Here is an 11,149-nt window from a genome sequence, read left to right as displayed (position 1 = left end):
GCGGCCGCCTCCCGCTAGGATCGCCCCATCCCACGCAGGAGGAACCGGCATGAGCGACGAGACCGCGCACGACGCGCTGAGGACCACGGGACGGCAGGCGATGCGCGAGGTGCTGGGCGAGGCCTACATGGCGCGCCGCGACGCCAGCACGACGCCGCTGAACCAGGCGCTGCGGCACCTGTCGGAGGAGTTCCCCTATGCCTCGCTGTGGACGCGCGGGACGCTGACGCGGCGGGAGCGCAGCATGGTGACGATCGGCATGCTGGTGGCGATGAGCCAGCATCATGAGCTCCGCGGCCACCTGGTGGGGGCCCTGAACAACGGATGCACGCCGGAAGAGATCGCGGAAGTGATCACCCATTCCTGCGCCTATGCCGGCTTTCCCGCCGCCATCGCCGCGATGCGCACGGCGGAAGAGGTCCTGCGCGACGTCACCGCCACGAAGTGACGGTTCCCCAAGGCCTTTCGCCCTTGGGCGGGGTGAGGTCCGGAGAGGGGCGGCGCCCCTCTCCGGGATAGGTCAGCGCGTCCGCGGCCCGGTCCGCCGCGGCGCCGGCGTGCGCACGGCCTGGGCGGGGGCGGCCTGCGCCGCGCCTGCCGCGGCCTTCGCCGCCTGCGCCCGCAGGTCGGCGATGGTGGCGCGGTTGGTCACCTGCTCGGGGTTGGTCCGCACCTCGACGATCGCGGGCTTGCCCGAGGCGAGCGCGCGCTTCACCGCGGGGACCAGTTCCTCGGTGCGCTCGACGATCTCGCCATGGCCGCCGAAGGCGTCAATGAACTTAGCGAAGTCGGGGTTGGTGAGCGCGGTGCCGGAGACGCGATGCGGGTAGGTGCGTTCCTGGTACATCCGGATGGTGCCGTACATCTGGTTGTTGAAGACCAGGATGATGGGATTCACGGAGTGGTGGAAGGCGGTGGCGATCTCCTGCCCCGTCATCAGGAATCCGCCGTCGCCGACGAAGGCGATGACCGCGCGGTCGGGATGCGTGATCTTGGCGCCGATCGCCGCCGGGACCGAGTAGCCCATCGCGCCGTTGGTCGGGCCGAGGAAGTCCTGCTTCTCGCTGAAATGCATGAAGCGGTTCGGCCAGGTGGCGAAGTTGCCGGCGTCGGTGGTGAAGATCGTGTCCTTGGGTAGCTCCTTCTCCAGCGCCTGCAGCGCGGTGGCGAGGTTGAGCGGCCCTTCGTAGTCCTGCGGCTTGGCCTGGGCGACGCGCAGGTCCCGCAGTTCCTTGGTCCAGGCGCTCCAGGCCGGCTTCTTCACCGCGCCCGCGGCCTTGGCGGCGGCGGCGAAGGCGTTGAGCTCGGAGACGATGCCGAGCGCCGGACGATAGACGCGGCCGATCTCGGCCTGGTCCGGGTAGACATGGACGATCGGCGTCGCGCCGGCCATGTCGAGCAGCGTGTAGCCCTGGCTCACCGGCTCCCCGATGCGGGTGCCGATGGCGAGGATGAGGTCGCTCTCCTTCGCCTTGGCGACGAGGCCGGCATCGGCACCGACGCCGAGGTCGCCGACGTAGTTGGCCGAGGTGCCGTCGAACAGGCCCATGCGGCGGAAGGCGACCGAAACCGGCAGGTCGTTGGCGACCAGCCAGTCGCGGATGTCGGCCTTGCCCCGGTTCGTCCAGCGCGACCCGCCGAGGATGGCGAGCGGCTTCTTCGCCGCGCCGAGCATCTTCATCACCCGCGCCATGGCGTCGGGTGCGGGGTGCGGCGGCAGGACCTCGGCCGGGCCGATGTCGGGCACGTTGGCGAGGCGCTTCTGCATCTCCTCGCTGATAGCGACCACCACCGGGCCGGGGCGGCCCGAGGTGGCGACGTCGAAGGCATGCGCCATCAGCTCGGGGATACGCTTCTCGTCGTCGATCTGCGTCACCCACTTGGCGAGCGGGCCGAACATCTGGCGGTAGTCGACTTCCTGGAAGGTCTCGCGGTCGGTCTCGTCGACCGGGATCTGGCCGACCAGCAGCACCAGCGGCGTCGAATCCTGGAAGGCGACATGCACGCCGATGGCCGCATGGCAGGCGCCGGGGCCGCGGGTGACGATGGCGACACCCGGCTTGCCGGTGAGCTTGCCGTAGGCCTCGGCCATGTGCACGGCGCCGGCCTCGAAGCGGCAGGTGACGAGCTGGATGCGGTTGCGCACCGAATACAGGCCGTCCAGCAGGTCGAGATAGGATTCACCCGGAACGCAGAAGGCATGGGTCACGCCCTGCGCGACCAGCGCATCCGCCAGCAGCTTTCCCCCCGTGCGCCCAGCAGCGGCGCGACGTGCCTCGGTCATCCGGACATCCTTCCCGTGAATCGGAACAAAGCGGCCGGAACCTAGCCGTTCCGGCCGCGCCCGTCACTCCGCCGGCTGGGGCCCGTGGCCATGGCCTTTCCCGTGGCTGGCCTCGAGTTCGGTCAGTCGGGCCGCGATCGCCCCGATCGGCTTGGTGTAGGGGGCAAGCAGCAGATAGAGCGCCGGCACGGCATAGAGTGTCACGAAGGTCGACAGGGTGATGCCGCCGACGATGACGACGCCCAGCGCCTGGCGGCTCTCCGCGCCCGCCCCGGTCGCCATGGCGAGCGGCACGGCGCCGAGCACCGTCGCGATCGAGGTCATCAGGATCGGCCGCAGCCGGACGACGGACGCTTCAAGCACCGCCTCGCGGATCGACAGGCCGCGGTCGCGCAGCTGGTTCGCGAACTCCACCACCAGGATGCCGTTCTTCGCCATCAACCCGATCAGCAGGATCATCCCGATCTGGCTGAAGATGTTGAGCGACTGCCCCGTCCACCACAGCGCCAGCAGCCCGCCCGTCACGGCGAGCGGCGTCGAGAGCAGGATGACGAAGGGGTGGATGAAGCTCTCGAACTGCGCGGCGAGCACCAGGAATACCACCAGCAGCGCCATGGCGAAGGTGACGTAGAGCGCGCCGGAGGATTCACGGAACTCGAGCGACTGGCCACGATAGGCGATGCGCGCCTCGCCCGGCAGCACCTGCCGCGCCACGCCATCGAGGTAGTCCAGCGCATCGCCGAGCGAGTAGCCGGGCGCGAGGGAGGCCGTGATGGTGATGGCACGCACCCGGTCCTCGCGCGCCAGTGTCTGGGCGCGGGCGCGCTCGGACATGGTAACGACGTTCGCCAGTGGCACCAACCCGCCGGAGGATGTGCGGACGAAGACGTTCTGCAGGTCGTAGGGCGACAGGCGGAGTTCCTCAGGCGCCTGCAGAAGGACCTTGTACTCCTGCCCGCCGACGACGTAGGTCGTGACCTCGCGCGAGCCCATCATCGTCTCGATCGTGCGGCCCACCGCGGCAATGGAAATGCCGAGGTCGGCGGCCTTGCGCCGGTCGATCTCGACGCGGACCTCGGGCTTCGTCTCCTTGAAATTGTGGTCGAGGTTCAGCAGACGCGGGTTCTCGCGCGCGCGCTCCATGAAGCGGTCGCGCCACTGGATCAGCGTGTCGTAGTCCGGCCCGCCGATGACGAACTGCACCGGCGGCTGGAAGCCGCGCTGGCCGAGCGATGGCGGGTTCAGCGCGAAGCCGCGCACGCCGGGGATCTGCGCGATGCGCGGGAAGACCTCCGCGGCGATCTCCTGCTGCTTGCGGCTGCGGTCGGCCCAGGGCGCAAGCCGGATGAAGATGTTGGCAATGTTGCCCACGGCCGGCCGCTGGAAGCCACCCACGGTGGCGAAGACCGCCGCCGCCTCGCCATCGTCGACGTAACGCTGAAGCAGGCGCTCGATCTGCGTCACATGCTCCATCGTGTAGCCGAAGGACGCGCCCTCGGGCCCCGTGGTCGGGATGATGACGACGCCACGGTCCTCGGTCGGCGCGAATTCTTTTGGCAGCGCGGTATAGAGCAGAACGCCGACGCCGCAGAGCGCGGCCGAGGCGCCGAGCACCAGCAGCGGCGCCCGCAGCGCGCGGTCGAGCGTCCAGCGCAACGCGCCGTTCATGCCGAGGAAGACCGGCTCGGTGACCCGCACCAGCCATGTCTCGCCCTCATGCGCCTTGAGCAGCTTCGAGCACATCATCGGCGTGAGCGTCAGCGCGATGAGGCCCGAGAAGAGCACGGAAGCGGCCAGCGCCAGCCCGAACTCGGTGAACAGCCGCCCCGTGTTGCCGCCCATGAAAGACAGCGGCACGAAGACGGCGACCAGCACGAGGGTCGTCGCGATAACCGCGAAGGCGATCTCCCGCGCACCATAGAGGGAGGCGAGCAGCGGCTCCTCCCCTTCCTCGATCCGGCGGTGGATGTTCTCGAGCACCACGATGGCGTCGTCGACCACGAGGCCGATGGCAAGCACCAGGCCCAGCAGCGTCAGCACGTTCACCGAGAAGCCGAGCGCTGCCATGGCGATGAAGGAGGCGATGATCGAGACCGGGATCGCCACCGTCGGGATGATCGTCGCCCGCACCGATCGCAGGAACAGGAAGATGACGCCGATGACGAGCGCGAGGGCGATCATCAGCGCGTGCTCGACCTCGTAGATCGACTGGCTGATGAACAGGCTTTCGTCATAGCCGACGATCACGTCCACACCCTCCGGAAGGGAGGGGCGGATGAGCTCCATCTCGGCCTTCACGCCGTTCGCGACCGAGAGCGTGTTGGCGGTGGACTGGCGCAGGATGCCGAGCCCGATGGCAGGTCGGCCGTTGATGCGGTAGGCCCCGCGCGTGTCCTCGGCGCCGACCTCGATGCGCGCCACCTCGCCGAGCAGCACCTGTGCGCCGCCGGCGCCGCGCGAGACGACGATCTCGCGGAACTGCTCCGGCCGGCTCATGCGGCTGTCGGTGCGCACGGTCAACTCGCGCTGCTGGCTCTCGATGCGCCCGCCGGGGAGCTCCACGTTCTCCCGCCGGATCGCCTCCTCGATGTCCTGCACCGTGAGGTTGCGCGCGGCGAGCGCCTGGCGGTCGAGCCAGATGCGCATGGCGAAGCGCCGTTCGCCCTGGATCAGCACCTGGGCGACGCCTTCGACGATCGCGAGGCGGTCGACGATGCGCCGGCGCGCGATGTCGGTCAGGTCGAGCGGCGAGAGCCGGTCGGAGGCGAGCGCGATCCACAGGATCGGGCGGCTGTCGCCGTCCACCTTAGCGACGACGGGCGTATCGGCCTGTTCCGGCAGCCGGGCCAGCGCGCGGGCCACGCGGTCGCGCACGTCGTTCGCCGCCGCATCCACGTTCCGCGTCAGGCGGAACTCCATGATGATCTGGCTGCGCTCGTCCCGCGACTGGGAGGAGATCGTCTTGATCCCCTCGATCCCCGCGACGGCTGCCTCGAGCAGCTCGGTGATCTGGCTGTCGACCACTGGGGCGGAGGCGCCCGTATAGGTCGTCGTGATCTGGATGATCGGCGGGTCGATCGCCGGATATTCGCGGATCGGCATGCGCATCAGCGCGAACAGGCCGAGCACCGTCAGCATCAGGCTGATGACGGTGGCGAAGACGGGTCGCTTGATCGAGACGTCGGACAGGACCACCGGCGCGCCCTCCCCCTCAGCTCGTCGGTCGGGCCAGCGTCTCGACGACGCGCACGGGCAGGTCGTTCCGCAGGCGCTGGACGCCGCGGACCACCACCGGTTCGCCGGCGTTCAGCCCGTCGCGCACCTCGACCTCGCCGGGCAGGCGCAGGCCGAGCTTCACCTCCTGGCGCCGGGCGCGGCCGTCGCGCACCACGAAGACGAAGGCGCGGTCGCCGACCGGGTCGATCGCCTCCTCGGCGACCAGCAGCGCCCGCTCGCGTTCCTCGAGCACCAGCTCGACCGTCAGGAACAGGCCGGGGCGCAGCGCCTCATCGGCATTGTCGAATTCGGAGATGACGCGGACCGAGCGCGTCGCCGGATCCAGGCGCGTGTCGATGACCGCGACGGTGCCCTGGAAGCGGCGGTTGCCGTAGGCGCTGCTCCGCGCCGTGACCGCGCTGCCGACCCGCACGCGGGCGAGGTGCACCTCGGGGACCGAGAACTCCACGCGCACCCGCGCGGTGTCATCGAGGGTGGTGATCGCCGTGCCGGGCTGGATCAGCGCGCCGGGGCTCACCTGGCGCAGGCCGACGCGGCCGCCGAAGGGGGCGGTGACGCGCAGTTCCTCGAGCCGCGCCTCGGCCTGGCGGACCCGGCCTTCGGCCTGCCGCGACAGGGCCTCCAGCGTCTCGAGCCGCTGGGCCGCGATGGTCTGGCCGGGCTGGAGCTGGCGGGCGCGGGTGAGCTGGTTGCGCGCATCGTCGAGCAGCGCCCGCGCCTGATCCAGTTCCGCCCGCAGCGCGGCCGCATCGAGCTGGACCAGCGTATCGCCCGCATTCACGCGCTGGCCCTCGGTGAAGCGGATCTGCTCCACGATGCCGGCGACCTTGCTGGTGATGGTGACGGCCTCGCGGGCGCGGACGGTGCCGACGCTCTCGACCCGTTCCACGACCGGGGCGACGCGAACCGGCTGCACCACCACGCCCACGGGTCCGCCGGGGCCGCCACCGCGGGCGCCGCCCTGCTGGGCCGGCTGCAGGCCGATCAACTGCAGCGGCGGCGGCAGGCCGACCCGATCACCATAGTAGTGCCAGCCCGCTCCAGCCCCGGCGACCAGGGCCAGAACCGCCAGCTGCGTTACCGTCCGCATTGCCGCCCTGCCATGAAACTCGCCTGAATGTGACCACGGCCATGCATTTGCGCAAGATTCCGCCCCGACGATCCCGTCAGACAGCCGGAACGCGGATGCAGCGCGCCATGCGGTCGGGGCCGACCATGCGCGCAGGCGGCACGCCGGCAAGGCAGGCGGGCTCGGCCAGCGAACACCGGGGCGCGAAGGCGCAGGTGGTCGGCTCCTTCTCGAGGCTCGGCGGCGCGCCGGGGATGGTGGTCAGCCGCTTGCCGCGCATGCTCGGGTGCACCGTCGCGCCCAGCAGCCCCTGCGCGTAGGGATGCATCGGGCCGCCCATGAAGGGCCCGATCGCGGCTTCCTCCACCACCCGGCCGGCATACATGACGGCGACGCGGTCGGCGATCTCGCCCGCCACGCCGAGGTCATGGGTGACGAAGATGACACCCATGCCGAGCTTTTCCTGAAGTTCCCGCAACAACAGCAGGACCTGGATCTGCACCGTGGCGTCGAGCGCCGTGGTCGGTTCGTCCGCCAGCAGCAGCCTGGGCTTGCAGGCGAGTGCCACGGCGATCATCGCGCGCTGGCGCAGCCCGCCCGACAATTCGTGCGGATAGGCCGCGAGGCGCCGCTTGGCCGAGGGGATCTGCACCAGTTCCAGCAGTTCCAGCGCCCGCGCATCGGCGGCGGAGCGCGAGACGCCCTCATGCCGCTGCACCGCCTCGGCGATCTGGCGGCCGATGGTGAAGACCGGGTCGAGCGCGGTCATCGGTTCCTGGAAGATCATCGCGACGTCGCCGCCGCGGAAATCGGCCAGTTGCCGCTCGGACATCGCCTGCACGTCGCGGCCGGCGACCTCGATGCTGCCGCCGACCTTCGCCTGGCGCGGCAGCAGCTTCATCAGGGCCCGCAGCGTCACCGACTTGCCCGAGCCGGACTCCCCCAGCAGGCACAACACCTCCCCCTGCGCGAGGTCGAGGTCGACGCCGTTCACCGCATGGACGGTGGCGTCGCGGTTGACGAAGCGGACCGTCAGGTCCCGCGCGCGGACGAGCGGCGCCGGGGCCTCGGGCTTCAGGGCGGCGCTCATGCCGCGATCCTCGGGGCGGCGGAATGGCCGCTGCCGGGCAGGACGGCGTGGCAGGCGGCCTCGTGGCCGGCCGAAAGCGGCGCCGCCACGGGCGCCCGCTGGGCACAGACATCCTCGGCCATGGTGCAGCGGGTGCGGAAGCGGCAGCCGGAAGGCGGGTTGACCGGGTTGGGCGGATCACCCGTCAGCGGCGGCGCGGTGCGGCGCTTTACCGGGTCCATCGAGGGCCGGGAGGCGAGCAGCGCGCGGGTATAGGGGTGCGCGGGGCGCTCGTAGATCTCCTCGACCGGCCCCTGCTCGGCCACCTGTCCGAGATACATCACCAGCACGCGGTCGGAGATGTACTGGACCACGTTCAGGTCGTGGCTGATGAAGGCGTAGGTGAGGCCGAACTTCTCCTTCAGGTCGACGAGGAGGTTCAGCACCTGCGCCTCGACCGACTTGTCGAGCGCGGAGACCGGCTCGTCGAGGATGACGAGGCGCGGCTGCAGCGCGAGCGCCCGGGCGATGTTGATGCGCTGGCGCTGGCCGCCCGAGACCTCGTGCGGGTAGCGCCGGGCAAACTGCGCCGGGGCGAGGCCGACGGCGGCGAGCAGCTCATGCGCCCGCTCCCGCGCCTCGCGCGCGGACACCCCGTGGACCTGGGGGGAGAAGGCGATCGTCTCCTCGATGGTCAGGCGCGGGTTCAGCGAGGCGTAGGAATCCTGGAAGACCATCTGCACCTGGCGGCGATAGTCACGCAGCGTCACGCCGCCGGTCTGGTCCGTCCCGCCGACCTGTTCCCCGTCGAAGACCATCTCCCCGGCATCGGGGTCGAGCAGGCGCATCAGCAGCCGGGCGGTGGTGGATTTGCCGCATCCGGATTCGCCCACGATGCCGAGCGTCTCGCCCTTCCGGATCGTCAGGCTCACCCCGTCCACCGCGCGCACCGTCGCGACCTGGCGGCCGAGCAGCCCGCCATGGATGGGGAAATGCTTCACGAGGCCGGTCACCTCGAGCAGCGGCTGGGCGGGTCCCCCCCGGTCGGGGGCCTGGGTGAGTGCGGTCATGCCCGGTCGTGAAGCAACCGGCGTGCCGCTTGCGGCCGCGTGCCGAATCGGCCGGGGAACCAGGGACTGCACAAGCCTTAGGCGCCGGCGCCCGCCGGCGCGCCAGGGTGACTAGATGTCGGTGATCCTCGCGATGTAGCGCGCGACGGAGGCGGCGACGACCTCCTTGCCCTTCGCATCGATCTGCCCCCGCCCCGAGAAGGACCCGTAGACGGCGTCGAAGGCGAAGGGCTCCAGGATCTCCGCCATGTGGCGGACCTTGGCGGCCGACAGCGGGATCAGGTTCGGGTAGGACCACATGAAGCTGACATGGCCACTCGGCACCACCTGAAGGATGTCGCCAGACAGCAGCACGCCGCGCCCGCCTTCCCAGCCTGCCCAATGCAGGACCGTCCCGCCGGCGAAGTGCCCGCCGAGCCGGATCAGCGTCAGGTCCGGCCCGAGCGACTTCGCGTCGCCATCCCAGAACTGCACGGCGGCGTCGGGCCGCATCACCCATTCGCGGTCCGCGGCGTGCAGATGGATCGGCACGCCGCCGAGCGCGCGGCTCCATTCCACCATGGTCGTGTAGTAGTGCGGGTGGGAGATCGCGATCGCGGTCACGCCACCCAGGCCCTTGATCACCTCGACCGTGGCATCGTCGACCAGGGCGATGCATTCCCAAAGCACGTTGCCTGCCGGCGTGCGCGCCAGGAAGGCCCGTTGCCCGATGCCGAAGCGCGGGGTGGTCTCGATCGTCATGATCCCAGGGGCGAGCCGGCGGAACATGTTGGTGTGCCCGGCCCGCAGCCGCTCCAGCGTCGTCCAGGCCTGGCCGGAGGCCGGGACGAACTGCCGTTCGTCGGTGCAGAGCGGACAGGATGCGGGGGGCGCGTCCGACGGCGTGAACTGGGCGCCACAGGCCGAGCACAGGAAGGCAGACATGGTGACATCCCTTGCCTTGGAGGCGCGCCCTACCGGCCGCGCGGGAGGACGATACCGAGGCCTCCCTTCGGAAAAAAATACATAACGCACGCACTCATATAATCTACAGTTATGAAACTCGAGGCTCGCCTGCGCGCCTTCGCGGCCTATGCCCGGCAGCGGTCCTTCTCCGCCGCCGCGGCGGAACTGCGCATCAGCCAACCCGCGGTGTCGAAGCACATCGCGGACCTCGAACGCGCCCTGGGCATCGCGTTGGTGGAGCGCGCCCGGCGCGACGGCACGCTGACCCCCGCCGGCGATTTCGTCGCGAACCACGTCCTGCGCGCCGAGGCGCTGCTGGCCCAGGCCACGCTCGGCGCCGCCCAGTTCCGCGAAAGCGGCCCGGGCTCGGTGACCGTCGTCGCGTCGTCGCTGACCGGGACCTATCTGCTGCCGGAGATCATCGCCGAGTTCCAGCACGCCCATCCCGGGCTGCGCGTCGGCCTGCAACTCGGCACGGCCGCTCAGGCGATCGACCTGCTTCGATCGCACCGCGCCGAGCTCGGCTTCGTGGCGGGGCCGGCCGTCGCCCCCGAGATCGAGACCGAGCCACTGATCGCATATGACGTCGTGATCGTCGGGAATCCGGCCATATACCGGCCTCGCTCGTCGCGTGACGACTTCGAGCGCCTGACATGGATTTCCCGCGAAGAAGGCTCGGCGACGCGCATCTCCTCGGACGCCGGGCTTGCCCGGCTCGGCATCGCGCCCAGGCGCCGCCTGGAACTCTCGTCCAACGAGGCGATCGTCCATGCGGTCAGGCGAGGCTTCGGCATCGCCGCCATCAGCCGCTACGTCGTCGCGGCCGAACTGCGCGCCGGTTCGATGGTGGCGATCGACCTGCCGGGATGGAATGTCCGCAATGTCGTCTCGGTGCTCCGTGTCCGCGACGCCAGGCTGACGCCCTCGGCAGAGCGGTTCCACGGCTTCGTGCGCGACTGGCTGACGCAGGGCGATCGCGCGGACATCAGCCCGTCAGGCTGAACCGGCCTGTCCGGCGCGAGCAACCGGCGCGGACGCAGGGGAGGCTGGCATCGCGGCCGCGGGCGCGGCAGTTTGGCGCCATGGACCGTTGCGCTCCGCCCCCGCAGGCCCCGACAGACCATCGGCGGCGCACCGGCGGAGCGCCGGCGGGCCCCACGACCTGCACGCCGCGAGCGGCGAGAACCTGGGAAGAATGAGATGCGCGCGATCTTCGTGATGATCAAATGCGACATGGGCCAAGCCTACCGCGTGGCCCGCGAGATGGCCGACACCGTCGAGGAACTGTCCGAGATGCATTCCGTCTCGGGCCAGTACGACCTGCTCGGGAAGTTCTACCTCGAGCCCGGGCGGGACATCGGCCTGTTCGTCGTCGAAAAGATCCAGACCGTGCCGGGCGTGAAGGACACCTACACGCTGCAGACCTTCAACGCCTTTTCCGGCGCGCGCGCCTGATCCGATCATGGCACGGCGCC

Annotated in this window: 9 protein-coding genes; 3 read left to right on the top strand and 6 right to left on the bottom strand. The window is 70.3% G+C overall.

Going from position 1 to position 11,149, the window contains the following annotated elements; all coding sequences use genetic code 11:
- The first annotated feature begins 49 nt into the window (after positions 1-49).
- Positions 50-448 (top strand): carboxymuconolactone decarboxylase family protein, encoded by a 399-nt coding sequence (locus tag GWK15_RS00620; protein ID WP_168038043.1) that lies wholly within the window; start codon positions 50-52, stop codon positions 446-448.
- Between the two features lie 72 nt (positions 449-520).
- Here GWK15_RS00620 and GWK15_RS00615 read toward each other — a convergent pair whose 3' ends face one another.
- From GWK15_RS00615 to GWK15_RS00590, 6 genes are all read right to left on the bottom strand, one after another.
- Complete coding sequence (locus GWK15_RS00615) at positions 521-2,284, bottom strand: thiamine pyrophosphate-dependent enzyme (protein WP_168038041.1); 1,764 nt, start codon at positions 2,282-2,284, stop codon at positions 521-523.
- Between the two features lie 63 nt (positions 2,285-2,347).
- Positions 2,348-5,479: an efflux RND transporter permease subunit gene (locus GWK15_RS00610; RefSeq protein WP_168038039.1), complete on the bottom strand. Its 3,132-nt coding sequence runs from the start codon at positions 5,477-5,479 to the stop codon at positions 2,348-2,350.
- A 16-nt stretch (positions 5,480-5,495) separates the two neighbouring features.
- On the bottom strand, positions 5,496-6,611 hold the full coding sequence (locus tag GWK15_RS00605) for an efflux RND transporter periplasmic adaptor subunit (RefSeq protein ID WP_168038037.1): 1,116 nt from the start codon (positions 6,609-6,611) through the stop codon (positions 5,496-5,498).
- 76 nt (positions 6,612-6,687) lie between these two features.
- Complete coding sequence (locus tag GWK15_RS00600; protein ID WP_168038035.1) at positions 6,688-7,680, bottom strand: ABC transporter ATP-binding protein; 993 nt, start codon at positions 7,678-7,680, stop codon at positions 6,688-6,690.
- Positions 7,677-8,729 carry an ABC transporter ATP-binding protein gene (locus tag GWK15_RS00595; protein ID WP_168038033.1) on the bottom strand — a complete coding sequence of 351 codons (1,053 nt, stop codon included), beginning with the start codon at positions 8,727-8,729 and terminating at the stop codon, positions 7,677-7,679. The genes GWK15_RS00600 and GWK15_RS00595 overlap by 4 nt, the downstream gene beginning before the upstream one ends.
- A 111-nt stretch (positions 8,730-8,840) precedes the next feature.
- Entirely contained in the window at positions 8,841-9,653 is an 813-nt protein-coding gene (locus tag GWK15_RS00590) for an MBL fold metallo-hydrolase (protein WP_168038031.1), read from the bottom strand.
- A 111-nt stretch (positions 9,654-9,764) separates the two neighbouring features.
- Between GWK15_RS00590 and GWK15_RS00585 the strand changes: the two genes are divergently transcribed.
- Together GWK15_RS00585 and GWK15_RS00580 are read left to right on the top strand one after the other, a co-directional pair.
- Positions 9,765-10,676 (top strand): LysR family transcriptional regulator, encoded by a 912-nt coding sequence (locus tag GWK15_RS00585; RefSeq protein WP_168038029.1) that lies wholly within the window; start codon positions 9,765-9,767, stop codon positions 10,674-10,676.
- Between the two features lie 198 nt (positions 10,677-10,874).
- On the top strand, positions 10,875-11,129 hold the full coding sequence (locus GWK15_RS00580) for an Lrp/AsnC ligand binding domain-containing protein (protein ID WP_168038027.1): 255 nt from the start codon (positions 10,875-10,877) through the stop codon (positions 11,127-11,129).
- The last annotated feature ends 20 nt before the right edge of the window (positions 11,130-11,149 follow it).

The organism is Neoroseomonas oryzicola, assembly GCF_012163135.1.
GTDB lineage: Bacteria > Pseudomonadota > Alphaproteobacteria > Acetobacterales > Acetobacteraceae > Neoroseomonas > Neoroseomonas oryzicola.
This window is presented reverse-complemented; position numbering and strand designations above follow the sequence as displayed.

What these genes read in the sequence shown, in the direction of transcription:
- GWK15_RS00605 (WP_168038037.1), bottom strand. Translation starts at nt 6,611, where the DNA reads ATGCGGACGGTAACGCAGCTGGCGGTTCTGGCCCTGGTCGCCGGGGCT.
- GWK15_RS00585 (WP_168038029.1), top strand. Translation starts at nt 9,765, where the DNA reads ATGAAACTCGAGGCTCGCCTGCGCGCCTTCGCGGCCTATGCCCGGCAG.
- GWK15_RS00595 (WP_168038033.1), bottom strand. Translation starts at nt 8,729, where the DNA reads ATGACCGCACTCACCCAGGCCCCCGACCGGGGGGGACCCGCCCAGCCG.
- GWK15_RS00590 (WP_168038031.1), bottom strand. Translation starts at nt 9,653, where the DNA reads ATGTCTGCCTTCCTGTGCTCGGCCTGTGGCGCCCAGTTCACGCCGTCG.
- GWK15_RS00580 (WP_168038027.1), top strand. Translation starts at nt 10,875, where the DNA reads ATGCGCGCGATCTTCGTGATGATCAAATGCGACATGGGCCAAGCCTAC.
- GWK15_RS00600 (WP_168038035.1), bottom strand. Translation starts at nt 7,680, where the DNA reads ATGAGCGCCGCCCTGAAGCCCGAGGCCCCGGCGCCGCTCGTCCGCGCG.
- GWK15_RS00620 (WP_168038043.1), top strand. Translation starts at nt 50, where the DNA reads ATGAGCGACGAGACCGCGCACGACGCGCTGAGGACCACGGGACGGCAG.
- GWK15_RS00615 (WP_168038041.1), bottom strand. Translation starts at nt 2,284, where the DNA reads ATGACCGAGGCACGTCGCGCCGCTGCTGGGCGCACGGGGGGAAAGCTG.